This is a genomic window from Streptomyces sp. NPDC002643 (assembly GCF_053592555.1).
On the sequence record NZ_JBSFVY010000007.1, the window covers coordinates 59,320 to 83,701 of the forward strand.

21 protein-coding genes and 1 pseudogene are annotated in these 24,382 nt (G+C 70.4%); 17 read left to right on the plus strand and 5 right to left on the minus strand.

Features of this window, described 5'->3' with window-relative positions:
- Positions 1-36 precede the first annotated feature (36 nt).
- The 5 genes and pseudogenes from ACWD4G_RS12700 to ACWD4G_RS12720 all read left to right on the plus strand — a co-directional run bounded on the left by ACWD4G_RS12700 (position 37) and on the right by ACWD4G_RS12720 (position 4,983).
- Positions 37-1,044, plus strand: coding sequence for an ABC transporter permease (locus tag ACWD4G_RS12700; protein ID WP_451292702.1), 1,008 nt, complete (start codon positions 37-39; stop codon positions 1,042-1,044).
- The gene (locus tag ACWD4G_RS12705; RefSeq protein ID WP_451292703.1) at positions 1,041-2,135 is read left to right on the plus strand and encodes an ABC transporter ATP-binding protein; all 1,095 of its coding nucleotides are present in this window, start codon (positions 1,041-1,043) and stop codon (positions 2,133-2,135) included. The genes ACWD4G_RS12700 and ACWD4G_RS12705 overlap by 4 nt, the downstream gene beginning before the upstream one ends.
- A 32-nt stretch (positions 2,136-2,167) precedes the next feature.
- Positions 2,168-3,256, plus strand: coding sequence for an ABC transporter ATP-binding protein (locus tag ACWD4G_RS12710; protein WP_451292924.1), 1,089 nt, complete (start codon positions 2,168-2,170; stop codon positions 3,254-3,256).
- 39 nt (positions 3,257-3,295) lie between these two features.
- Positions 3,296-3,946, plus strand: a pseudogene (locus tag ACWD4G_RS12715) (trimeric intracellular cation channel family protein); the annotation flags it as partial.
- A 164-nt stretch (positions 3,947-4,110) separates the two neighbouring features.
- Positions 4,111-4,983 (plus strand): thioesterase family protein, encoded by an 873-nt coding sequence (locus ACWD4G_RS12720; RefSeq protein WP_451292704.1) that lies wholly within the window; start codon positions 4,111-4,113, stop codon positions 4,981-4,983.
- A 128-nt stretch (positions 4,984-5,111) separates the two neighbouring features.
- Here the strand turns inward: ACWD4G_RS12720 and ACWD4G_RS12725 are convergent, their stop codons facing one another.
- The gene (locus tag ACWD4G_RS12725; protein ID WP_451292705.1) at positions 5,112-5,714 is read right to left on the minus strand and encodes a TIGR03086 family metal-binding protein; all 603 of its coding nucleotides are present in this window, start codon (positions 5,712-5,714) and stop codon (positions 5,112-5,114) included.
- A gap of 342 nt (positions 5,715-6,056) precedes the next feature.
- On the opposite strand from ACWD4G_RS12725, the gene ACWD4G_RS12730 reads away from it, so the two are divergent.
- Positions 6,057-6,473 carry a hypothetical protein gene (locus tag ACWD4G_RS12730; protein WP_451292706.1) on the plus strand — a complete coding sequence of 139 codons (417 nt, stop codon included), beginning with the start codon at positions 6,057-6,059 and terminating at the stop codon, positions 6,471-6,473.
- A gap of 169 nt (positions 6,474-6,642) precedes the next feature.
- Here ACWD4G_RS12730 and ACWD4G_RS12735 read toward each other — a convergent pair whose 3' ends face one another.
- The gene (locus ACWD4G_RS12735) at positions 6,643-7,269 is read right to left on the minus strand and encodes a TetR family transcriptional regulator (RefSeq protein WP_451292707.1); all 627 of its coding nucleotides are present in this window, start codon (positions 7,267-7,269) and stop codon (positions 6,643-6,645) included.
- A 132-nt stretch (positions 7,270-7,401) separates the two neighbouring features.
- On the opposite strand from ACWD4G_RS12735, the gene ACWD4G_RS12740 reads away from it, so the two are divergent.
- The 3 genes from ACWD4G_RS12740 to ACWD4G_RS12750 all read left to right on the plus strand — a co-directional run bounded on the left by ACWD4G_RS12740 (position 7,402) and on the right by ACWD4G_RS12750 (position 9,305).
- Entirely contained in the window at positions 7,402-7,566 is a 165-nt protein-coding gene (locus tag ACWD4G_RS12740) for a hypothetical protein (RefSeq protein WP_451292708.1), read from the plus strand.
- A gap of 34 nt (positions 7,567-7,600) precedes the next feature.
- Positions 7,601-7,882, plus strand: coding sequence for a DUF4190 domain-containing protein (locus ACWD4G_RS12745; RefSeq protein ID WP_451292709.1), 282 nt, complete (start codon positions 7,601-7,603; stop codon positions 7,880-7,882).
- A gap of 253 nt (positions 7,883-8,135) precedes the next feature.
- Complete coding sequence (locus ACWD4G_RS12750; protein WP_451292710.1) at positions 8,136-9,305, plus strand: cysteine desulfurase family protein; 1,170 nt, start codon at positions 8,136-8,138, stop codon at positions 9,303-9,305.
- Positions 9,306-9,509: 204 nt separating this feature from the next.
- Here the strand turns inward: ACWD4G_RS12750 and ACWD4G_RS12755 are convergent, their stop codons facing one another.
- The 3 genes from ACWD4G_RS12755 to ACWD4G_RS12765 form a co-directional block, all read right to left on the minus strand.
- On the minus strand, positions 9,510-11,081 hold the full coding sequence (locus ACWD4G_RS12755) for a multicopper oxidase family protein (protein ID WP_451292711.1): 1,572 nt from the start codon (positions 11,079-11,081) through the stop codon (positions 9,510-9,512).
- A 253-nt stretch (positions 11,082-11,334) separates the two neighbouring features.
- Positions 11,335-12,939, minus strand: a complete 1,605-nt coding sequence (locus ACWD4G_RS12760; RefSeq protein WP_451292712.1) for an alpha/beta hydrolase — start codon at positions 12,937-12,939, stop codon at positions 11,335-11,337.
- A gap of 140 nt (positions 12,940-13,079) precedes the next feature.
- Positions 13,080-13,796 carry an N-acetylmuramoyl-L-alanine amidase gene (locus tag ACWD4G_RS12765; RefSeq protein WP_451292713.1) on the minus strand — a complete coding sequence of 239 codons (717 nt, stop codon included), beginning with the start codon at positions 13,794-13,796 and terminating at the stop codon, positions 13,080-13,082.
- 60 nt (positions 13,797-13,856) lie between these two features.
- Between ACWD4G_RS12765 and mnmA the strand changes: the two genes are divergently transcribed.
- The 8 genes from mnmA (at position 13,857) to gatC (ending at position 24,376) form a co-directional block, all read left to right on the plus strand.
- On the plus strand, positions 13,857-14,996 hold the full coding sequence (gene mnmA, locus ACWD4G_RS12770; RefSeq protein ID WP_451292714.1) for a tRNA 2-thiouridine(34) synthase MnmA: 1,140 nt from the start codon (positions 13,857-13,859) through the stop codon (positions 14,994-14,996).
- Between the two features lie 170 nt (positions 14,997-15,166).
- Positions 15,167-16,114 carry a methyltransferase gene (locus ACWD4G_RS12775; protein ID WP_451292715.1) on the plus strand — a complete coding sequence of 316 codons (948 nt, stop codon included), beginning with the start codon at positions 15,167-15,169 and terminating at the stop codon, positions 16,112-16,114.
- A 74-nt stretch (positions 16,115-16,188) separates the two neighbouring features.
- Positions 16,189-16,728: an LOG family protein gene (locus ACWD4G_RS12780; RefSeq protein ID WP_451292716.1), complete on the plus strand. Its 540-nt coding sequence runs from the start codon at positions 16,189-16,191 to the stop codon at positions 16,726-16,728.
- Positions 16,729-16,770: 42 nt separating this feature from the next.
- Positions 16,771-17,460 (plus strand): SDR family oxidoreductase, encoded by a 690-nt coding sequence (locus tag ACWD4G_RS12785; protein WP_451292717.1) that lies wholly within the window; start codon positions 16,771-16,773, stop codon positions 17,458-17,460.
- A gap of 313 nt (positions 17,461-17,773) precedes the next feature.
- Positions 17,774-18,793, plus strand: coding sequence for a methionine synthase (locus tag ACWD4G_RS12790; protein WP_451292718.1), 1,020 nt, complete (start codon positions 17,774-17,776; stop codon positions 18,791-18,793).
- 15 nt (positions 18,794-18,808) lie between these two features.
- Positions 18,809-21,025, plus strand: coding sequence for an NAD-dependent DNA ligase LigA (ligA, locus tag ACWD4G_RS12795; protein ID WP_451292719.1), 2,217 nt, complete (start codon positions 18,809-18,811; stop codon positions 21,023-21,025).
- Between the two features lie 228 nt (positions 21,026-21,253).
- Positions 21,254-23,695, plus strand: a complete 2,442-nt coding sequence (locus ACWD4G_RS12800) for an EAL domain-containing protein (RefSeq protein WP_451292720.1) — start codon at positions 21,254-21,256, stop codon at positions 23,693-23,695.
- A 384-nt stretch (positions 23,696-24,079) separates the two neighbouring features.
- A complete protein-coding gene (gene gatC / locus ACWD4G_RS12805; RefSeq protein ID WP_007384860.1) occupies positions 24,080-24,376 on the plus strand; it encodes an Asp-tRNA(Asn)/Glu-tRNA(Gln) amidotransferase subunit GatC in 297 nt (98 codons plus the stop codon).
- The last annotated feature ends 6 nt before the right edge of the window (positions 24,377-24,382 follow it).

Genomic DNA, 24,382 nt, shown 5'->3' on the forward strand with positions numbered 1-24,382 from the left:
CGGGGAGAACACCCGCGGGCGCCGGCGCCGGTCCTCGTGATCTCGTACATCATCCGCCGGACGATCGCGGCGGTGATCCTGCTGCTCGTCGTCACCGCGGTCACCTTCGGCATCTTCTTCATCCTGCCGAAGATCGCCGGACAGACCACCGATCAGCTGGCACAGCAGTACATCGGCAAGAACCCCACGCCCGAGGACATCGCGGCGGTCAAGCGGAACCTCGGCCTGGACCAGCCGGTCTACGAGCAGTACTGGAACTTCCTCAAGGGGATCGTCTCCGGTGCCACGTACGACCTCGGTCCGACCACGATCCGCTGCGACGCGCCCTGCTTCGGCTACTCCTTCAAGGACCACCTGGAGGTCTGGCCGCAGCTCACCAGCCGGCTGCCGGTGACCATCTCGCTCGCCGCCGGTGCCGCCGTGCTGTGGCTGCTGGGCGGTATCACGGCCGGTGTCATCTCGGCCCTGAAGCCCGGCTCGTTCTTCGACCGGGCCGCGATGGGCGTCGCCCTCGCGGGCGTCTCCCTGCCCATGTTCTTCACCGGTCAGCTGGCCCTGCTGCTGTTCAGCTACCAGCTGGAGATCTTCGGCAGAACCTATGTCCCCTTCACCGAGAACCCCTCGCAGTGGGCCAACACCCTCTTCCTGCCCTGGTGTTCACTGGCGCTCCTCTACTCCGCCATCTACGCCCGGCTCACCCGCTCGGGCATGCTGGAGACGATGAACGAGGACTACATCCGCACCGCGCGGGCCAAGGGTCTGCGGGAGCGCAAGGTGGTCGTGAAGCACGGTCTGCGGGCCGCGCTGACGCCGCTGGTGACGGTCTTCGGCATGGACGTCGGTCTGCTCCTCGGCGGTGCCCTCATCACCGAGACCGTGTTCTCCCTGCACGGCATCGGCGAGTACGCGGTCCAGTCGATCAGCGCCAACGACCTGCCCCCGATCCTCGGGGTGACCCTGCTCGCGGCGTTCTTCGTCGTCTTCATGAACCTTCTGGTGGACCTGCTGTACGCCACGATCGACCCGCGGGTGAGGCTCTCGTGACCGAACTGTCCAAGACCGGGGCCGCCGTCGGCGAGCCCGCACGCGCCGGTGACGCCCCCGAGGCGTTCCTCGAAGTACGCGACCTCAAGGTGCACTTCCCCACCGACGACGGCCTGGTCAAGTCCGTCGACGGCCTCTCCTTCCAGCTGGAGAAGGGCAAGACCCTCGGCATCGTCGGCGAGTCCGGCTCCGGCAAGTCCGTGACCTCGCTGGCCATCATGGGTCTGCACCGGCTCGGGGCGCGCGGCAAGAACGTGCGGATGTCCGGTGAGATCTGGCTCGACGGCAAGGAGTTGGTCGGCGCCGACCCCGACGAGGTGCGCCGGCTGCGCGGCCGCGAGATGGCGATGATCTTCCAGGACCCGCTGTCCGCGATGCACCCGTACTACACGGTCGGCAACCAGATCGTCGAGGCGTACCGCGTCCACCACGACGTCAGCAAGAAGGCGGCCCGCACCCGTGCCGTCGAACTCCTCGACCGCGTCGGCATCCCGGAGCCGAACAAGCGGGTCGACATGTACCCGCATGAGTTCTCCGGCGGTATGCGCCAGCGCGCCATGATCGCCATGGCCCTGGTCAACAACCCCGAACTGCTGATCGCCGACGAGCCCACCACCGCCCTGGACGTGACCGTCCAGGCGCAGATCCTCGATCTCATCCGGGATCTGCAGAAGGAGTTCGGCTCCGCCGTCATCATCATCACGCACGACCTCGGCGTGGTCGCCGAGATCGCCGACGACATCCTCGTGATGTACGGCGGCCGCTGTGTGGAGCGCGGACCGGTCGACGACATCTTCTACCAGCCCGGACACCCCTACACCTGGGGCCTGCTGGGCTCGATGCCGCGTATCGACCGCGAGCAGACCGACCGGCTCATCCCGGTCAAGGGCCAGCCGCCCAGCCTCATCAACGTCCCCTCGGGCTGCGCCTTCAACCCGCGCTGCCCCTACGCGGACGTCCCCAAGGACGGGATCACCCGCACCGAGCGCCCCGAGCTGCGCGAGGTCGGCGGCCGGCACTTCACCGCCTGCCACCTGCCGCAGCAGGAGCGCACGCGGATCTGGAACGAAGAGATTGCGCCGAAGCTGTGAGCGAGACCGATACCCAGGACGGGGCGACGGCTGTGAAGAAGGCGTCGGCCGACGACGAGAAACCCCTGCTCAAGGTCGAGGGCCTGGTCAAGCACTTCCCCATCAAGAAGGGCCTGCTCCAGCGGCAGGTCGGGGCGGTCAAGGCCGTGGACGGCATCGACTTCGAGGTCCGCCGGGGCGAGACCCTCGGCGTCGTCGGCGAGTCCGGCTGCGGCAAGTCGACCATGGGCCGGCTCATCACCCGCCTGCTCGAACCCTCCGGCGGGAAGATCGAGTTCGACGGCACGGACATCACCCACCTGGGCACCGCGGGCATGCGCCCGCTGCGCCGCGACGTCCAGATGATCTTCCAGGACCCGTACGGCTCCCTGAACCCCCGGCACACCATCGGCACCATCGTCTCGGCGCCGTTCAAGCTCCAGGGCGTGGAGCCCGAGGGCGGGGTGAAGAAGGAGGTCCAGCGCCTCCTGGAGCTGGTGGGCCTGAGTCCCGAGCACTACAACCGCTACCCGCACGAGTTCTCCGGCGGCCAGCGCCAGCGCATCGGTATCGCCCGCGCGCTCGCCCTCAAGCCCCGCATGGTCGTCGCCGACGAGCCGGTCTCCGCGCTCGACGTGTCCATCCAGGCCCAGGTCGTCAACCTCATGGACGACCTCCAGGACGAGCTGGGCCTGACGTATGTGATCATCGCGCACGACCTGTCGGTGGTGCGCCATGTGTCGGACCGTATCGCGGTGATGTACCTCGGCAAGATCGTCGAACTCGCCGACCGGGACTCCCTGTACGCGTCGCCGATGCACCCGTACACCAAGGCCCTGCTCTCGGCCGTGCCGATCCCGGACCCCCGGCGGCGCGGCGCCAAGAGCGAGCGCATCCTGCTCAAGGGCGATGTCCCCTCGCCGATCGCGCCACCGAGCGGCTGCCGCTTCCACACCCGGTGCTGGAAGGCGACGGAGGTCTGCGGGACCACAGAGCCACCTCTGGCGGAACTGAGGCCGGGCCGGCGGGTCGCCTGCCACCACCCCGAGGCTGCGTCCGAGCCCGCCGGTGAGCGGGACGAGCCCGTCGGTGAGCCGGAGCGGACCGTGGAGAAGTCGGTCGACGAGTCCACGGACAAGTAGCCCTCAGAGCGTGTGCGCCTTGCATTGCAAGGCGCACACGTGTTTGTGGGTGAGAATGTACGAGTGTTCCCGTACGCACTCGATCTGATCGGCATCTTCGTCTTCGCGATATCCGGCGCGCTGCTGGGCGTCCGCAAGAACTTCGACGTCTTCGGCATCGCCGTCCTCGCCGAGGTCACCGCCCTCGGCGGCGGCCTGTTCCGCGACCTGATCATCGGGGCCGTCCCGCCGGCGGCCTTCACCGACCTCGGCTACTTCCTGACCCCGCTGCTCGCCACCCTCCTGGTCTTCTTCCTGCATCCGGAGGTCGAGCGCATCCAACTCGGCGTGAACGTCTTCGACGCGGCCGGCCTCGGCCTCTTCTGTGTCGCGGGCACGATCAAGGCGTACGAGCACGGTCTCGGACTGACCGCCTCCGCCACCCTCGGCCTCGCCACGGCGGTCGGCGGCGGTGTGCTGCGGGACATCCTGGCGGGCGAGGTGCCGTCGCTGCTGCGCTGGGACCGCGATCTGTACGCGGTACCCGCGATGGCCGGCTCCGGACTGGTCGTGCTGTGCGTCCACTTCGACGCCCTGACCACGACGACCGCCACCTTCGCCGCGCTCACCGCCTTCGTCCTGCGACTGATGGCGATGCGCTACCACTGGCGGGCGCCGAGGGCCTGGAACCGCCGCTCCTCGGCCAGCGAGCCGATCGAGCCGATCGAGCCGATCGAGCCGATCGAGGCGACCGGCGGGGTGACCGAGGCGGGTGGGGCCGCCGAGGTGGCCGAGGTGGCCGAGAAGGTGCCCCAGGCTGCCGGGGCAATCCGATAAAGCTACCGCTTAGTAGTTGCCTGTTGTACCGTACCGGCATGTCTCAGGCATCCCAGGCGACCATAGGCGACAGCGAGTTCGACCGTGACACCGCGGTCACGCGACGCGAGGAGGGCGTCTACGACGCCGGCCTCTCCGCCGGCTGGACGATCATCAGCGCGGTCAACGGCGGTTACCTCCTGGCCATCCTGGGCCGCGCCCTCGCCGACGCGCTGCCGCATGGCGACCCGTTCACGATCTCCGCGCACTATCTGACCGCGTCCGTGCCGGGCCCGGCAGTCGTCCGCACCGACGTCGTCCGCACCGGCCGCACCCTGTCGACCGGTCAGGCCTCCCTCTTCCAGTACGACGAGCAGGGCCGCGAGATCGAACGCATCCGTGTCCTCGCCTCCTACGGCGACCTGAACTCCCTCCCCGACGACGTCCGTACGACGGCGAAGCCGCCCGCGATGCCGCCGATCGAGCAGTGCTTCGGCCGCGAGGACGCCCTGAGCCTGAACCCCGGCCACAACGACAACCCCGTCCCCGGCAGCTCCGCGCTCACCGAGCGGCTGATGATCAAGCTGGACCCGGCGACCCTGGGCTGGGCGGTCGGCGCACCCTCCGGCAAGGGGGAGATGCGGGCCTGGTTCGGGCTCGCCGACGGCCGGGACGCCGACCCCTTCTCGCTGCTCCTCGCGGTGGACGCGCTGCCGCCGACCGCCTTCGACCTGGGTATCTCCGGCTGGGTCCCGACCGTCGAACTGACCGTCCACATCCGCTGCCGCCCCGCGCCCGGCCCGCTCCGGGTCGCCGTCACCACCCGTAACCTCGCCGGTGGCTTCCTGGAGGAGGACGCCGAGGTCTGGGACAGCGCCGACCGGCTGGTGGCCCAGTCACGGCAGTTGGCCCGAGTACGGCTGGCGGGCTGAGGTACGGGGCAGGGCCGACGGGGCGCGGGGTCGGCGGGTCGCGGCTCAGGTGGGACCGGGCCGGCTGCGGCTGGGGGAAGGACCGGTCGGCTGCGGCTCGGGTGGGCCGGAGCCGTTGACGGCCGCGCTCACATGGGTGTGCCGTTGAGCGGTCTGCGGCCCAGCCACGCCGCCAACCGGCCGTAGGCGTCGGCTCCCTCGGGCGCCGGCACCGCCCGCTCGAACGGGCGGCCCTCGCGCGGGTCGTCCGGGAGGGCGATCCGGGCCGCGGCGAGCGAGTACTCGGCGAGTTCCGGGTCCAGGGCGAGCGGACGGCCGAGCCCCTCGGAGAGGTCCCAGGTGTGGGCCACGATCTCCATCACATACGCCGGCAGCGCCTCCCGCCCGGGGATCTCACCCCACGGCACCCGTACCGGCCCCGCCATGCGCTCGTCACTCGACCACGCCCGGAGCACCCGGGGTCTGACCTCGTCGTACGCCTCCGACCAACTGTCGTCGGGCACCCCGTCCACGAACATCCGTACGTGCAGCCCGTCCCCCTCCTCACCGCAGACCGCGACCCGGAGGGTGCCCCCGACGATGTGGCTGAGCAGCGTGCGTACGTCGTACTCGGCGCACGGTGTCGGACCGTCCAACTGCTCGGGCCGTACGGTCGCGATGAGCTGGGCGGCCTGGGCGGTGGCCCGGGTGTGGAGGGGGCGGGGGTCGACGGAGTGCGGGGTGGTGGTCATGGCGGGGCCTCGCAAGGGGTGGGGTCGTGGGGCTGTGCTGCTGGGGGTCGTGCGCTGTGCTGCTCGGAGGGTTCCCGCCGGACGGGGTGGACGCCGCTCACGCCGGTACGGACAACCCGCATGAGGGACCGTCTCCTGGCGCCCGGGGGCGCCCTCTGTCACGAAGCTGTACCAGCGCCGACTTGCGGAGGAGGCGTGAAAGTCCAGGTCAGCGGGGGTGGGTTGGTGATCGCTTTGCCGTTCGCACAGGGATGGCACAGCGCGAACTCAAGGAAGGCCCAAGCTGCGTTGGTTCGATTCCCGAGCCTTTGAACTCCCTCATCATTCCTGGAGTTGTTTCTCATGAAGCGTGCACGTCTCGTCCCTGCGGTGGCCCTCCTCGCGGTCGCACCCCTCTTCCTGGTGGCGTGCGGCTCCGGCGACTCCTCGTCGTCCACCTCGGACTCCAACGGCAACTCGGGCCAGCAGTCCTGCCAGGCCCCCTCCGGCGCCCCGTCCGGCGCCCCCTCGGCGGGCGGCGCGGCCCCCTCGGGCGCCCCCTCCGGTGCGCCGTCCGCCAATGGTGAGGCCCCGTCCGGCGCGCCCTCGGGCGCCCCCAGCGGTGCCCCGTCCGGTGCACCCGGCGGTGGCGGCCAGGGTGGCCCCGGCGGCGCCCAGGGTGGCGGCTGCGGTGGCCCCGGCGGTGGCGGCCAGGGCGGCCAGGCCCCGTCCGGCGCCCCCAGCGCGGCGGCCTCGGCGGAGGCCTCCGAGGAGAGCTGACCGGAGAAGGGCCCCTGTTCGGGCCCGTACGTACGCGGAGGGCGCACCCGGAATCCACCGGGTGCGCCCTCCGCGCATGCGAGGCGACGCTGTGGCAGCCGACCGGGAAGGGGTCCCGCCGCGACGGGCAGGGGTCCGGTCGCGACGGGAAGGTGTCCGGCCGCGACGGTCATTCCAGCCAGTTGAGGCGGCCGATGCTGATCAGGCGCATCCGGCGGGTGGCGAGGCGGGTGACCTCGGCGCGTCTCTCCTCCGGCTCGTCCTGGGACTCCAGGAAGAGGGAGGCGGTCATCAGCATCTGGTCGACGTAGAGCCCGGCGAGCATCAGCAGATCGTCGGCGCTCCACCCGTCCGCCTCGGGGTGCTTGGCCAACTCGGCGCTCACCTCCTCGGCGAACCGGACCAGTTGCTCCCGGATGGCGTCCCGTACGGGCTTGACGCCGCCGTGTCGTTCGCGGGCGATGAAGCGGACGTGGGCGGGGTACGCGTCCACGTGGCGGGCGATCAGGTCGACGGCGCGTTCGATGAGTTCGTCGTTGTCGCCGACCGCCGCCATCAGATCCCGGACCACCGGGTGCAGACTGCCCAGCGCCTCTTCGACCAGGGCGACACCGAGGTCGGCGGTCGAGTGGAAGTGCCGGTAGAAGGCGGTGGGGGCGACGCCCACGGCCCGGGTGACCTCGCGCAGACCCAGACTGCTCAGGCTCTGCTCCTCCAGCAGACCGAGCGCGGCGTCCAGGAGCGCCTGCCGGGTCCTCTGCTTCTGGGCCTGCCGGACGCCGAGAGTGTGACTCATGCCATGCAGTTAACAACTGTTCTCCGTCATTGCAAAGCCGGGCGGCGCGCTAGACTCAGAAGTCAGTGAACAACTGTAACCACAATTGTTTACCCAACCGTTCACCCCATCGTCACGAGAGGCGGGCCCACGATGCTGTTCCTCGTCGCCGCACTTCTGCTGCTGGGTGTCGTCATGGGCACCGTGGCCCATGTGCCGCTCGACGTCTCCCTCGCCGCCGCGACCGCCATCGGCGCCTGGCTGGCGATCTTCGCCTACCGCGAGCGCCACCGCCGCGGTACGCGAACCACCGACTGACCGTCCCCGAGAGCCCGCCCGGAGCAGACCGACCATGCAACTCACCGCAGCGCCACAGCCCCGTACGACCATGGCCCGCACCCGGCCCCGGGACGCCGACGGCATGGCCGTCGCCTCCTTCGTCCTCGGCCTTCTCGGCCTCCTGGTCCTCAACCTCTTCCTCGGCCCGATAGCCATAGCCCTGGCCACGATCTCCCTGAAGCGCGGCACGAACAGGCGAGGCCGAGCGTTCCTGGGCCTGGGCCTGGGCATCGCGGACCTGGCGATCCTGGCCGCACTGATCCAGACGACGGGCACGGTGTCCTGGAGCTTCTGAGGCGAGGACGGCGGTGACTCGTTACCGCTACCGCTGTGGGCAATCGTTCCGCAGGGCGATGGGGGTACCTCCCGCGCGAGCGAAGCCGAGCGTGGGGGAGGGTGGGCACAGCCGACAGCGCCGGGTGCGTCGCCCGAGAGCCCAGGCGCACCTCGGGCAAGGCGCAAAACCACCCCCGGGTACCAAGCCCGCGAGAGCCCCACTGAAGCCGACCCCAGGCCAAGGACACCGGCCCCGTAAAATCGGGCCCACTATGGCTTACCTCGACCACGCGGCGACCACCCCCATGCTCCCCGAGGCGGCACACGCCCTGACCGCCCAGCTGAGCATCACCGGCAACGCCTCGTCCCTCCACGCCTCCGGCCGCCGAGCCCGCCGTACCGTCGAGGAGGCCCGCGAAACCCTCGGCGAAGCCCTCGGGGCCCGCCCCAGCGAGGTGGTGTTCACCTCCGGCGGCACCGAGGCCGACAACCTCGCCGTGAAGGGCCTGTACTGGTCCCGCCGCGACGCCGACCCGGCCCGCACCCGCGTCCTGGCCAGCCCCGTCGAGCATCACGCGGTTCTCGACGCCGTCCACTGGCTCGGCGAGCACGAGGGCGCCACCGTCGAGTACCTCCCCGTCGACTCCTACGGCCGGGTCCACCCCGAAGCCCTGCGCGAGGCCATCGCCCGCAACCCCGACGACGTGGCCCTCGCCACCGTGATGTGGGCCAACAACGAGATCGGCACGATCATGCCGGTCCGTGAACTCGCGGACACGGCAAGGGAATTCGACGTTCCCCTGCACGCCGACGCGGTGCAGGCGTTCGGTCAGATTCCGGTCGACTTCGGCGCCTCCGGCCTCGCCGCGATGACGGTGTCCGGCCACAAGATCGGCGGCCCGTACGGCATCGGCGCGCTGCTCCTCGGCCGCGAGTACAGCCCCGTACCGGTGCTGCACGGTGGCGGCCAGGAGCGTCATGTCCGCTCCGGCACCCTCGACGTCCCCGCCATCGCCTCGTTCGCGGTCGCGGGCCGGCTCGCCGCCGAGCAGCGCGAGTGGTTCGCCCGGGAGATCGGCGCCCTGCGGGACGACCTGGTCACGGCGGTCCGTACGGCCGTACCGGACGCGATCCTCGGCGGGGACCCGGCCCCGGAGGGACGCCTCCCGGCCAACGCGCACTTCACGTTCCCCGGCTGTGAGGGCGACTCCCTGCTTCTGCTGCTGGACGCCCAGGGCATCGAGTGCTCCACCGGCTCCGCCTGCACCGCCGGGGTCGCCCAGCCCAGCCATGTCCTGCTCGCCACCGGCACCGATCCCGACCTGGCCCGTGGCACCCTGCGTTTCTCCCTGGGCCACACCTCCACGGAGGCCGATGTCGAGGCGGTCGCCAAGGCCATCGGCCCGGTGGTGGAACGGGCCCGCACCGCCGGCCTGAGCTGAAACCCCTGCCCGGCACGTGAATTGACGGCGGGGCCGGGTAACCGAGTCCGCGGACACCCGACCCCGCCGTCCGTCCCGGGGGCTCTCCGACCGGCAGACGACCGGCCCTGGGCAGCGCCCCAAAGGGGCGCGGGGAACTGCGCGACCAGCCACGACGGCGTCGCAGATGGCGGACGGCCTATCGCGGCACTTCCAGCGGAGCGCCTAGCTCTCCATCACCATCAGGGCGGCCATCATGCCCTCGTCCTCGTGCTGGAGGAGATGGCAGTGGAGCATGTACATGTACGTGTCGTCCGCGAAGTCGGTGAACTCCATGGCGATCTTGATCGAACCGCCACCGACGACCTCGTAGGTGTCGAACCAGCCGAGATCGACGCCGGTCGGCTCCTCGCCGTTGATCTCGATCAGCTGGAACGGCACATCATGCAGATGGAACGAGTGTTCCAACATCGTGTTGTTGGTGATCGTCCAGATCTCCTTGGAGCCCAGCGTCGTCATGATCGTCGCCATGGAGTCCATGGTGGTGCCGACCGCCCCGTTGATCGCCATCTCCAGACCGTCCTGGTCGAGGGTGATCTCGCGCGCAGTGAAGCTCGACGTGTCGTACCGCTCGATCGTGTTGAGCGAGGACGGCAGATCGTCGGGGGTGTCCGAGGCGTCCGGGGTGATGGTGAGGAAGTCGTACGTACCGCTGCCGCCACGGACCCATCCGGTGGTGATGACGGCCTGGAGCGTGACCGCGTCGCTGAGGTCCATGACGAACTCCGCGCGCCCGCCCGCCACCAGCCGGATGGACGCCACCTCGGTGGCCTCGGTGAGATAGCCCTGCTCGGTGGCGATCTGGGTGAGCGTGCCGCCGTCGCTCCGCTGGACGGTGATGATGTCGGACGGTGAGGCGTTGAGGACCCGGAAGCGGGTGCGGGTCTTGGTGGCGGTGAGGGTGAGCGTGGTGTCGTCGACGTTGGTGCCGTTGCACAGCACCGGGTAGCTGAGCGTGTTCTGCAGATAGCCCGTCAGGTTGTACTTGATGTCGCCGGCGCTGTCGGTGGCCAGGCACTGCAGGACGAGCGGGATGTCGTCGACGCCGTACTCGCTGGGCAGCGCGGCGGACGCGTCCGAGTCGTCCTCGACGATGATCAGCCCGGCCAGGCCGTGCACGACCTGCTCGGCCGTGGTGCCGAGCGCGTGCGGGTGGTACCAGAGCGTCTTGGCCTCGTCGAGGATCTCGAAGGTGGGGGACCAGGTCTTTCCGGAGGCGAAGGCGTTCTGCGGGCCGCCGTCCATCTCGGCCGGGATGTGCGCGCCGTGGAAGTGGACGCTGGTGTCGGCGTCGAGGCTGTTGGTGATGTTCAGCAGGACCGTGGAGCCGGTGGTCCACTTCATGGTGGGGCCGAGGTAGGACCCGTTGTAGCCGGCGGAGTCGCTGGTGACGCCGCTGAGCACCTCATGGGTGCCGGTCTGCGCGGCCAGTGTGAACGTGGTGGTGCCGTCGGAGGTGGTGCCCTCCAGGAGCTCCGGGATGTTCAGCGTGGCGGTGTTGGTCGCGGCACCCGCCTTGTTGCCCTTCGCGTCGGTCAGCAGCGAGAACGTCGTACCGGCCGCCGCGACCGCCGCAAGTCCGGCGCCCGCCATCCCGCCGAGGAACTTGCGCCGGTGCAGACCCTTGCCGCCCCGGGAGTTCTTGGCGTGACCGCCTCCGCCGCTGCCGCCGACCTTGCGGTGCTCGCCCTTGTGGTGCCTGCCCGTGCCGGAACCGGAATCCATGTTGTTCGTCATGGGCCGGGAGCTTTGACCTAAGGGCTGTGTGAGGACTGGGGCGAATTTAGGAGCGGACCGAGCGGGCTGTGAGACCGCCGTGCGCCTGTCCGCTCTCCAACTCCCCTTTTATGGCTGAGAGTTGAAGCGTCCGCAGGTCGAGTCCGGGGCGAAGGGCATAACGGGCGGGCGCGGGGCGGGAAGTGCTTACTGAATCCTGTTTCTGTGATGCGCGTCACATTTTCCGGAGGCTGTGCCGGTCCTGTCCCGGCACCTACGCGCCCCTGTGGCCCGACTGTCCGGACAGCGGGTCGACGAGACCGTCCTGCTGCGAGCGCTGCCGCGCCTGACCGTCGCCCGGCCAGATCGCGGGGCAGTGCGCGCCCCTCGCCGGGGTCGCCAGATACGCGTCGGTCGCCTCGCGCATACAGGGGCTCCGCCAGTAGGTGATGTGCCCGACACCGTCGTACGTCAGCAGCCTCGCCTCCCGCCCGATCTGGCGCGCCGCGTTCGCGCCCCAGGCGTGCGGGGTCGCCACGTCGTAGCGGCTGTTGGTCACCAGGATCGGCGCCGCGGTGTGCACCCGGAGCCGGTGCTGGGGGTTGGCTACCTCGTCGGTCCAGTTCTGGCAACTGGTCATGTACGACCGGCCCAGCGAGGACTGCCGGGTGAGCGGCGCCATCCGGGCCAGCTCCGCCTCCATGCGCGCGATCGCCGCGTACGAGGGCACGTCGAGGTCGTAGTCCTGGCACAGGACGAGGTCGTACGCGTACTTCACGGGCCTGGCGGCGGCGCTCACGGCGGCCGAGTCGGCCTCGGCGGTCCCGGTGCTCTCGGCGGTGTCGGTGGCGCCCGTGGCCTCGGCGGTCGTGCTCATGTTGGTGAGGAGCTGGGCGAACTCGGGCCAGTCGGTGTCCGGGTCGTTCATGTGCGAGTAGGTGATGCTCCGGAACGTCCCGACGGTCATGGGGTTGCCGTAGTACCGCAGTCGGCCTTCCTCGGCCGCCGCGTCCAGCGAGGCGTAGAAGGCGCGCACGTCGCGGCCGTGCAGCTCGCAGGTGGACGTACGGTCGCACCAGTCGGCGAACTCACCGAACGCCGCCTCCAGGGTCTCGGTCCGGGTCTTCTGGATGCCCCATGTGTCGAGGCTGTGGTCCATGTTGGAGTCCAGCACCATCGCGCGGATGCGGCGGGGGAAGAGCTCGGCGTACATCTGGCCGATCAGGGTGCCGTACGAGCCGCCCCAGTAGCTGATCTGCCGCTCGCCGAGCCCGGCGCGTATCGCGTCCATGTCGCGGGCGACGCTCACGGAGTCCATGTGCTCGGCGAGCGGTCCGGACAGCGCGCGGCAGCTGTCGGCGTAGGTGCGGTTGGCTGAGCGCAGGACGTCGAGCCCGGCGTCGTCCGCCGGGGCGTTGGCGGCACGCCGGGCGGCGGTCAGGTTGCCGTCGCAGTACGTGGGCGCGCTGCGGTTGGTGCCGCGCGGGTCGAAGCCGACGAAGTCGAAGCGTTCGACCAGTTCGGGGGAGAAGGAGAACGGTGAGCTTAGCGCGAGATCCACCCCGGACATACCAGGTCCGCCCGGGTTGAGCAGCAGTGAACCGATCCGCCGGTCGGGGTCGGTGGCCCGGTGCCGGGCCAGCGCCAGATCGATCGTCCCGCCGTCCGGCCGCGCCCAGTCGACGGGAACCGCGATGGTGGCGCACTCGAAGCTGCCCTCGCCGGAGGGCGAGTCACAGGGCTCCCAGGCGATCGATTCCTGAGGCGGGGTGGGGGCGGCAGGGGCAGAGGCGGCGGTCGAGGTGCCGGTGAGCAACTGGCCGAAGAGCGCGGTGGCGACCGCGGCGACGGCGAGTCTTCCGCGCTTGGGGGATGGCACGGAGCTTCCTCCTGGCTGGAGTTGAGATGCACATGACTATGACGATCGCAGCATGTGCCGAACTCACCTCGCAGCCAAAAGAGTTGATGTCCTGGATGTCCTGTCGGGAGGCCCTGGCGGCCGAGTGTCCTCAGACCGGATCAGGCGCTCGTCGAGTTCCCGGGCGAGGCCTCGGCCGCCGCGCGCACCAGCTTCATGTACCGGTCCCAGTCCCAGCCCTCACCGGGGTCGGTGTGGTCCGTGCCCGGCACTTCGACGTGGCCGATGATGTGCTCCCGGTCGAGGGGGATCTCGTACCGCGCGCATATCCGGGCCGTGAGCTTCGCCGAGGCCTCGTACATCTCGTCGGTGAAGTCCTCGGGCTTCTCCACGAAGCCCTCGTGCTCGATGCCGACACTCCGCTCGTTGTAGTCGCGGTTGCCCGCGTGGTACGCCACGTCCAGCTCGCGGATCATCTGGGTGACATGGCCGTCCTTGCGGACGATGTAGTGCGAGGCGGCGCCGTGGTCGGGGTCCTGGAAGACCTTCACGGCGCTGTCGAAGCTGCCCTGGGTGACATGGATGATCACCATGTCCACCCCGTAGTCGTCCGGCCGGTCCGCCATCCGCCAGTTCGCGTCCGACGCGGCCACCCACCGTGCCCCGGTGTAGTCGACCTCGCCGTCCTTGCGCGGCTTCTTGACGCCGGGGACCCGCCACCACGCCCGCCGCAGCTCGTCCCGGGCCACGACGGCCGTGCCGACGGCGGCCACGGCCGTACCGATCAGCAGGGCCCGCCGCCCGACGCGTCGGCCCCCGTCCTCGCCCCTGCCGCTGCCCTGGGAAGCGCTGTCCCCGGATGCCCTTCTGATGCCCACGAGATCGTCAACGGATACACGCGGGCTCCGGTTCCCGCCGCCCCGTACCCTGGAAGGGCTATGACTGAGACCTCGCCGCGCACCCGCCCCTCCCGCCCCCTCCGTGTCCTCGCCGCCATGTCCGGCGGGGTCGACTCCGCCGTGGCCGCCGCCCGCGCGGTCGAAGCCGGGCACGATGTGACGGGCGTCCATCTGGCGCTGTCCGCGAACCCCCAGTCGTTCCGCACGGGCGCGCGTGGCTGCTGCACCATCGAGGACTCCCGCGACGCCCGCCGCGCCGCCGACGTCATCGGCATCCCGTTCTACGTCTGGGACCTCGCCGAGCGCTTCCGCGAGGACGTCGTCGAGGACTTCATCGCCGAGTACGAGGCCGGCCGCACCCCCAACCCGTGTCTGCGCTGCAACGAGAAGATCAAGTTCGCGGCCCTGCTGGACAAGGCCCTGGCACTCGGCTTCGACGCGGTCTGCACGGGCCACTACGCGCAGGTCGTCCTCAACGACGACGGCACACGCGAACTGCACCGCGCCTCCGACATGGCCAAGGACCAGTCGTACGTCCTCGGTGTCCTGGACGAGCAGCAGCTCGCCCACGCCCTCTTCCCCCTGGGTGACACGGTGACGACGAAGGACGAGATCCGCGCGGAGGCCGAGCGCCGGGGCCTCGCCGTCGCCAAGAAGCCCGACTCCCACGACATCTGCTTCATCGCCGACGGCGACACCCAGGGCTTCCTGGCCGGCCGCCTGGGCAAGGCGGAGGGCGACATCGTCGACGAGTCCGGCACAAAGCTCGGCACCCACGAGGGCGCGTACGGCTACACCATCGGCCAGCGCAAGGGGCTGCGCATCGGCACCCCGGCGCCCGACGGCAAGCCGCGCTACGTCCTGGACATCTCCCCGGTGACGAACACGGTGACGGTCGGCCCGGCCGCCTCCCTGGACGTCAACGGGCTCCGGGCGATCAACCCCCGCTGGTGCGGCCCGGCCCCCACCGGCCCCGGTGTCTACACCGCCCAGCTCCGCGCCCACGGCGGCGAGACGGAGGTCCGGGCGGAACTGATCGACGGCACCCTGGAGGTCACCTTCACCGAGCCCGTACGGGGCGTCGCCCCCGGCCAGGCGATCGTCCTGTACGACGACACACGCGTGGTGGGCTCGGCGACGATCGCGTCCACGCGGAGGGCGGCGGCTCCGGTCGCCTGAGGCCGCCGCCGCCGACGTGGCGGCAGCAGGCGCGGGAAGTGCAGCGAGATCACCCGGTTCACCCGTATGGACGGTGCGTGCGCCAGAAGCCGAACCGCTCACCCACCCTCGGGTAGCCGTTTGTCCCGGATCGGCGCAGGCTGCTCATGAGCTCTCTCCAGGAGGTCGCCATGACAGCCGCAGAGTCGGCCGGACGCCCCGGGGGCCCCGGACGCCCCGTCGGGAACCCGGTCGGGAACGCCGTTGGGAAGCCGTCCGAGGGCGTGGGCGGCCATCAGTCCGAGGGCACGGGCGGTCATCCGTCCGAGGGGCCGTCCGACCATCCGTCCCCGGGGCCGTCCGGTCGGCTGTCCTCCGGGCCGTTCAAGAACCGCCGCAGCCTCACCCACCGGGTGCGGTACGCCGTGCGGTACCCGGAGCGGGTGCCCGCTCATGCGCGGCGGGTGGCGCGGGACGCGTGGCTTCGGCTGAAGCACCGGGATCACATCTCGTACTACCGGGCCGTCATGGCCGCCGACACGGCGCGCAGCCCGCAGGCCGCCGTCGGGCACAACCCGTCCGCCGAGGCGTGGGAGCGCATCGGGCGGATGCAGTTCGACTATCTCGTACGGCACGGTCTGGAGCCCGGGCACCGGATGCTGGAGATCGGCTGCGGGAACCTTCGGGCGGGGCGGCTGTTCATCGAACACCTGGACGCCGGGAACTACTACGGGATCGACATCTCCCCGGCCATCCTCCTGGAGGCCCAGCGGACCCTCGTACGACAGGGTTTGCAATCCAAACTGCCCTACCTCGCGCTCGTCGCCGATCTGTCCTTCGAGTTCCTGCCCGAGGGGTACTTCGACGTCGTCCACGCGCACAGCGTGTTCTCGCACTCACCGGCGCACGTCATAGAGCAGTGCTTCGCCCATGTCGGCCGCGTTCTCGCCCCCGACGGCTTCTTCGACTTCACCTTCGGCCGCACCGAGGGCAAGGAACACCAGGTGCTGCACGAGGACTTCTACTACCGCACGGACACCCTGATAGGCATGGCCCGCGCGCACGGCCTGACGGCTCGCTTCATGGACGACTGGGAGGAGCTGCCGCACCGGCAGTCGAAGATTCGGGTGACTCGATGATGCGGGTGACTCGATGGTGCGGGTGACTTGGTAATTCGGGTTCGGTTGTCAGTGGCGACCCCTAACGTGGCCCCATGAACATCTGCGTCTTCCTCTCCGCCGCCGACCTCGACGACCGCTACACCCGCCCCGCGAAGGAGTTCGCGAAACTGATCGGCAAGGGCGGGCACACGTTGGTGTGGGGTGGCTCGGACGTCGGTCTGATGAAGGTCGTCGCCGACGGTGTGCAGGAGGCGGGCGGCAGACTGCTCGGTGTCTCGGTGGAGTTCCTGTCGGCGAAGGCGCGGCCGGGCACCGACGAGATGGTGGTCGCGCGCGATCTCGCCGAACGCAAGCGGCTGCTGCTGGAGAAGGCCGACGCGGTGGTCGTCATGGTCGGCGGCACCGGCACGCTCGACGAGGCGACCGAGATCCTGGAGCTGAAGAAGCACGGGCACACCGACAAGCCGGTGGTTCTGCTCAACACGGCCGGTTTCTACGACGGGCTGAAGGAACAGTTCCGCCGTATGGAGACCGAGGGCTTTCTGCCTCGGCCCCTCACCGACCTGGTGTTCTTCGCGGAGGAGCCGGTGGGCGCGATGGCGTACCTGGAGGAGAGCCGCGGGGTGGAGTGACAGTGGCCATCACCGCTGCGCGGTGATGCGAGCATGGCGGGCATGGCTACTCATGTGATCACCGGCGCCGGTTCGGGTATCGGCGCGGCCGTCGCCCGCCGTCTGCACGAGCGCGGGGACGAACTCGTCCTGCTCGTGCGCGACGCGGGGCGGGCGAAGGAACTGGCCGCCGAGTTTCCCGGGGCGAAGACGCTGGTGGGGGATCTCGCGGAACCGGATCGGCTGTCGTGGGCGTTCTCCCATCAGTCGCTGCCCGACCGGGTGGACTCGCTGCTGCACATCGCGGGCGTTGTCGACCTAGGGCCGGTCGGTGAGCTGACCCCCAAGACATGGCGTCACCAGCTCAACGTCAACCTCGTCGCTCCCGCCGAGCTGACCCGGCACTTCCTGCCCCAGCTCCGTGCCGCTCGGGGGCATGTGGTGTTCGTCAACTCCGGGGCGGGCCTCAACGCCCATGCGGACTGGTCCGCGTATGCCGCGTCCAAGCATGGGCTCAAGGCCCTCGCGGATTCGCTTCGCTGGGAGGAGCACGGTAATGGGGTGCGGGTCACCACCGTGTATCCGGGGCGTACGGCGAGTCCCATGCAGGCGAAGGTGCATCAGCAGGAGGGGAAGGAATACGACCCCGCGCGGTGGATCACGGCCGAGTCCGTGGCCACGACGATCCTGATGGCGCTGGATCTTCCTCGGGATGCGGAAGTCAACGACCTGACGGTGCGGCCGGGGCAGTGACATCCACGATCCTCGCCCCCGCCGCCCCTACCCGACCCATCCCCAGGGGCTGTGCCCCTTCGACCCCCTGCGCCTGATAGCTCGGGGGTGGGGGTTGGTTGGCGGGTGCGGGTTGTGTGTGGTTGCTCGCGCAGTTCCCCGCGCCCCTGAAGACAAAGACCCGGCCCTGCGGGCCGAAAAGCAAGGGGCGCAGCCCCTGCTTTTCAGGGGCGCGGGGCAGTGACATATGCGGCTCCGCCGCGTGGGCGCGACCAGTCCCCACCTACCCGCACTCGCCCAACCGCCTCCCCGAAGACCTCCGTAGGCTTCCCCCGTGGAAGAAAAACTTCGCTTTGGCGCGGCCACCGGTATCGGCTCCATGCCCGGTGGTGATGCCCGGGAGGCCGCCAAGACCGTGACCGGGACGTTCGAGTGGCCGGAGACGGGGATGGCGTATCTCCCCGAGCTGCCCGCCCGTGGCCCAGGCGCCGACATGATCGGTCGGACGGCGGGCATGCTCGTCGAGCTGTACGCGCGCGTGGAGCCCAGTGGCTGGCGGATCGGGGACCGGCCCGGGCGGGACACCAAGCGGGCGCGGTCGTGGCTCGGGGAGGACCTCGACGCGCTGGAGGAGTTCACACAGGAGTACACGGGCCCGCTCAAGGCGCAGGCGGTGGGCCCCTGGACCCTCGCCGCCGCCCTGGAGCTGAAGAACGGCGAGTCCGCCCTCTCCGACCCGGGGGCGTGTCGTGATCTCGCCGGCTCGCTCGCCGAAGGGCTACGGCTCCATCTCGATGATCTGCGGCGCCGGGTGCCCGGCGCCCAGATCGTCCTTCAACTCGATGAACCCTCCCTCACAGCCGTCCTGCGCGGGCAGGTGAGGACGGCCAGCGGGTACCGGACTTACAGGGCCGTCGACCGGCAGATCGTCGAGGCGGCACTGCGCGACATCATCGGTGTGGTCGGCGGCGACAACAGCCCCGTCATCGTCCACACCTGCGCCCCCGACGTCCCCTTCGCCCTGCTCCGCCGCGCCGGCGCCGCCGGGGTCTCCTTCGACTTCTCGCTGCTCACCGAGCGTGACGACGATGCGATCGGGGAAGCGGTGGAGGGGGGTACGAAGCTGCTCGTCGGTGTCGTGCCGACCGCCGAAGGGGCATTGTCAGACCCTGCCGGTAGCGTCATGGGTGTCAGGACGCTGTGGCGCAGGCTGGGGCTGCGTCCGGGGCTTCTCGCGGACGCGGTGACGGTCACGCCGTCGTGCGGGCTCGCGGGGGTCTCCCCGGCGTACGCCCGCCGGGCGCTCGCCCACTGCGTCAAGGCGGCGAGATCCCTCGCGGACAACCCAGAGTAACGGGAGGACAACACGGTGGCCGGCGACAAGGACGCACAGCCCACTTCAGCACCCGCCGAGGGCCCGGTGCCCGCCGAGGCCCGGGAGAAGCACGCCCGGCTCGCCGAGCAGATCGAGGAGCACCGCTTCCGGTACTACGTGAAGGACGCTCCCGTCGTCAGCGACGCGGAGTTCGACCTGCTTCTGCGCTCCCTGGAGGAGCTTGAGGAGGAGTATCCCGAACTGCGCACGCCGGACTCGCCGACGCAGAAGGTCGCGGGCGCGTACGAGACGGAGTTCACCGCCGTCCAGCACCGCGAGCGCATGCTCTCACTGGACAACGCCTTCACCGACGAGGAGTTGGCGGCCTGGGCCGAGCGCGTCGCCAAGGACGTCGGTACCAGTGACTATCACCTGTTGTGCGAGCTGAAGGTGGACGGTCTCGCCGTCAACCTCACGTACGAGCACGGGCGTCTCACGCGCGCGGCGACCCGCGGTGACGGCCGTACCGGCGAGGACATCACGCCGAACGTCCGCACGATCGCCGAGATCCCGGACCGGCTGACGGGCGACAGCGTCCCGGACCTCGTGGAGATCCGCGGCGAGGTCTACTTCCCGATGGAGAAGTTCGAGGAGCTGAACGCCCGCCTGGTGGAGGCGGGGGACAAGCCCTTCGCCAACCCCCGTAACGCGGCGGCCGGTTCGCTCCGGCAGAAGGACCCGCGGGTCACGGCCACCCGCCCCCTCCACATGGTCGTCCACGGCATCGGCGCCCTGGAGGGCTTCAAGGACGGCCTCAGCCGGCTCTCCCAGGCATACGACCTCCTCAAGTCCTGGGGGCTGCCCACCGCCCGGCACAACCGGGTGGTCGACGACCTCGACGGCGTACGGGAGTTCATCGCCCACTACGGCGAGAACCGGCACTCCGTGGAGCACGAGATCGACGGTGCCGTCGTCAAGTTGGACGAGATTCCTCTTCAGGGCCGCCTCGGCTCCACCTCGCGCGCGCCGCGCTGGGCCATCGCGTACAAGTACGCGCCGGAGGAGGTCAACACCAAGCTCGTCAACATCCGTGTGGGCGTGGGACGTACCGGCCGGGTGACACCGTACGCCCAGGTCGAGCCGGTCACGGTGGCCGGATCGGAGGTCGAGTTCGCCACCCTGCACAACCAGGACATCGTCAAGGCCAAGGGCGTCCTCATCGGGGACACGGTGGTGCTGCGCAAGGCCGGTGACGTCATCCCGGAGATCCTCGGACCCGTCGTCGACCTGCGGGACGGCAGCGAGCGGGAGTTCGTGATGCCCGCCGAGTGCCCCGAGTGCGGTACGGCGCTCAGGCCCATGAAGGAGGGCGACGTAGACCTGCGCTGCCCCAACTCCCGTACCTGCCCGGCCCAGTTGCGGGAGCGGCTGTTCTATCTCGCGGGCCGCAAATGCCTGGACATCGAGCACTTCGGCTATGTCGCCGCCGCCGCGCTCACCAAGCCGCTGGAGCCGTCCGAGCCGCCGCTCCTCGACGAGGGCGATCTGTTCGACCTGACCATCGAGCGGCTGCTGCCCATCAAGGCGTACGTCCTCGACCAGGACAGCGGACTGCCCAAGCGCGACCCGAAGACCGGCGAGGAGAAGACCGCCATGGTCTTCGCCAACCAGGAGGGCGCCCCGAAGAAGAACGCGGTCGCGATGCTGGAGAACATCGCCGCCGCCAAGGAGCGCCCGCTCGCGCGCGTCATCACCGGGCTGTCGATCCGCCATGTCGGGCCGGTCGCCGCCGAGGCGCTGGCCAGGGAGTTTCGCTCCATCGACCGTATCCAGCAGGCCGGTGAGGAGGAGTTGGCGAACACCGACGGCGTCGGTCCGATCATCGCCGCCTCGCTCAAGGAGTGGTTCGCGGTCGACTGGCACCAGGAGATCCTGCGCAAGTGGAAGGCCGCCGGTGTGCGGATGGAGGAGGAGGGCTCCGGTGAGGACGAGGGTCCCCGGCCCCTCGAAGGGCTGACGGTCGTCGTGACGGGCACCCTCGAACACCACACGCGTGACGGAGCCAAGGAGGCCCTGCAGAGCAGAGGCGCGAAAGTGACCGGGTCGGTTTCGAAGAAGACCTCCTTCGTGGTGGTCGGTGAGAACCCCGGTTCCAAGTTCGACAAGGCGATGCAGCTGAAGGTGCCGGTTCTGAACGAGGAAGGGTTCGCGGTTCTGCTCGAACAAGGAGCGGAAGCGGCGGCCGAAGTCGCGCTTCCGACCGAGGAGTAGGGGTTGAAGACCACCCGTTCGGCGCATACCAGATGCATATGGGTGGCTGGTCGCATTCGAGCAACCGCAGTCGACGGCTGCCCGTGAAAGCCTTGTGCGGCCTACTGTTGAGGTTGTGCGCCTGCCGTGCCCAAACGCGTGGTGGGTCGTCGGACGTGGTGCCGCCCCGGACTGTCGGGAGCAATGGGCCGCGTGGCGTGGGCACCGCCGGCTGTGAGAGGGACGGGAATGGAACCGACCGAGAGCGTCGCCCCGGACTCACGGCTGCGTCTGCGCCGGGTGTCCGGGGCCTGGCGATGGGGGCGTTCCCTGTTCATGGGGGGACGCCCGTTCGAGGGAAGCCGAGCACAGGGCGACGCACGGGCAGGCACCACCGACCCCGGCGCAGGGGCCGTACCGCCCCCCACCGGGACGGACCCCGCCGCCGGCGCGGTCCGCCCCCCGGGCCGGACGAGCGCGACCGTACCCGCCGCGCTCCTGCCGGGCCCCGCCCACATCACCCCCGGCACCGTGACCGGCAGCGGCGGCCCGGCCGGGGCCTCACCCGTCACCGGCGCGGTCGACGACGGACGCGGCCATGGACTGCCGGGTCAAGGACTGGCGGGACACGGACTGCCCGGACACGACGCCGACCGGCATCTGTCCTGGCCCGCACTGCCCGCCGCGATCGTCGGCCTCGCCGGAGCCATCCTCGGCGCCGGCTTCTACCGGGCCTTCGCCGGACAGCACGCCCTCTTCCCCTCGGGCACGGTCGGCTGGTCGCTCGCCCTGCTGACCGGCATCATCGTCGGCCATCTGGTCGCCATGGGCCGCGCCCGCTGGTGGGGCGGCACCGGCTCCGGAGCCGCCCTCACCCTCGCCGTGCTGCTCCTCTACGGCTGGCTCGCGGCCGGGATGGTCAGCCTCACCGTCGTCGTGCTCGTGGGCGTCGCCCGCCGGGGCCGCTGGCGGCAGGGAGTGCTGCACGGCGCGGTCGACATCCTCGGCATCGGCGTCGGTGCCCTCGTCCTGCGCGCCTTCGGCCGAGTCCCCTCCGTCGAACACCCGTGGGACCCGGCGAGCTGGAACTTCTACTCGGCCCCCCAGGTGGCCCTGGTCGCCATCGCCTACCTCCTCGTCACCCGCGCCCTGCTCTGGTATCTCGCCTCGCCGCGCGGGGGCCTGCCCACCGTCGCCCGCACGGCCATGGTCAGACAGGGGCTCGTCGCCGTGGCGCTGTTCGGTATCGCGCCCCTCGTCTGTGTGGTCGCCACCGCCCAGCCCCTGCTGCTGCCGCTGTTCGCGATCCCGCTGATCGCCCTCGACTCCACCCTGTGGATCGCGCGCGCCCGCGCCGAGGAACAACTGCGCGACCCGCTCACCGGACTGCCCAACCGCCAGTGGCTGCTCGAACGCACCTGGACCGCACTGGACGACGCCGAACGCATCGGGGCACGTTCCGCACTGATGCTGATCGATCTCGATCGCTTCCGGTCGGTCAACGACACCCTCGGTCATCTCGCGGGCGACCGGCTGCTGCTGCAGATCGCCGACCGGCTGAGGGTCGCGCTGCCGCGCGGCGCGGAGGCGGCACGACTCGGCGGTGACGAGTTCGCCGTACTGCTGCCCGTCGCCGACTCCACCACGTCCGCGTCCCGCGTCGCCCGCAACCTGGTCGCCGCGCTCGGCTCACCGCTCGACCTCGACGGGCTCACCCTCGTCCTGGAGGCCAGCGCCGGGCTCGCCGTCTTCCCCGACCACGCACTCGACGCGGAGGGGCTGCTCAGGCGGGCCGACGTGGCGATGTACCAGGCCAAGCGGGACCGTACGGGCGTGGAGGTGTACGAGTCCAAGCGGGACTCCAACACCCCCGACCGGCTCGGTCTCCTCGGCGACCTCCGCCGGGCCCTCGACGCCCACGAGGTCGAGTTGCACTACCAGCCGAAGGTCCGCTTCGACGGGCAGGTGGCCGGGCTGGAGGCGCTGGTGCGGTGGGTGCATCCCGAGCGGGGGAAGGTGCCGCCGGACGAGTTCATAGCGATCGCCGAGTCCTCCGGGCTGATGCCGCACCTCACCGAGTACGTCCTGGAGACCGCGCTCGGGCAGGTGGCGAAGTGGCGGGCGCAGGGCCTGCACGTACCGGTCGCCGTGAACGTCTCGCCGCGCGACGTCCACACCCCCGGCTTCGCCGGCGCCGTCGCCGCGCGGCTCGCCCGGCACGGGGTTCCCGCCGGGGCGCTCCAGCTGGAGATAACGGAACACGTCCTGCTGGAGGACCCGCAGAAGGCCGCGGACACCCTGGCCGGGCTGACCGGGCACGGGGTGAAGATGTCCCTCGACGACTTCGGGACCGGGTACTCCTCGCTGGTGCATCTGCGGCGGTTGCCGGTCAGTGAGCTGAAGATCGACCGTTCGTTCGTCGCACGGCTCGCCGTCGACAACGAGGACGCCGAGATCGTTCGCTGCACGGTCGACCTCGCGCATTCGCTGGGGCTGCTCGTTGTGGCGGAGGGTGTGGAGGACGACGAGACGTGGGAGCGGTTGCGGGATCTGGGGTGTGACGCCGTCCAGGGGTGGCTGGTCGCTGCGGCCATGCCGCCGGATGAGACGACGGCGTGGTTGCGGGCGAGGGGGTCGCGGGGGTGGCAGCGGCCCGCCGCCGCGTTGCCTGCGGCGACGGCCGACGAGTAGTTCCTCGCCCCCGCTGCGCCTTATAGCTCGGGTGGTGTGGGTTGGTTGGCGGGTGCGGGTTGTGTGTGGTTGCTCGCGCAGTTCCCCGCGCCCCTTGAAGGCAGGGGCCTGCGGCCCTGCGATACGGCCCTGCGGGCCGATGAAAAGCGGGGCGTAGCCCCATGCTTTCAGGGGCGCGGGGAACTGCGCGATCAGCCCCCACCCACCCGCGGTCGCCGAACGAAGAGCCGTTACCGAGCTATGAGGCGCAGGGGGGTCGAAGGGGCGCAGCCCCTGGGGACGGGACGGGAAGGGGCGGCGGGGGCGAAACCCGTGCGCGGGCAACCCACCGCGCCCCATAGGATTGGGCCCAAACCCAACACACTCACCCCAGAGGATCGCTGCATGCCTGGCATCACGCGCGAGGAGGTCGCCCACCTCGCCCGGCTGGCGCGTCTGGAGCTGAAGCCCGAAGAACTCGAACACTTCGCGGGCCAGCTGGACGACATCATCGGCGCGGTCGCCCGCGTCAGCGAGGTCGCCGACCAAGATGTACCGCCGACCTCGCACCCGCTGCCGCTGACGAACGTCATGCGCGCGGACGAGGTCCGTCCGTCGCTCACCCCCGAGCAGGCGCTGTCCGGCGCCCCGGCCCAGGAGCAGCAGCGTTTCAAGGTGCCGCAGATCCTGGGGGAGGACTGATCACGT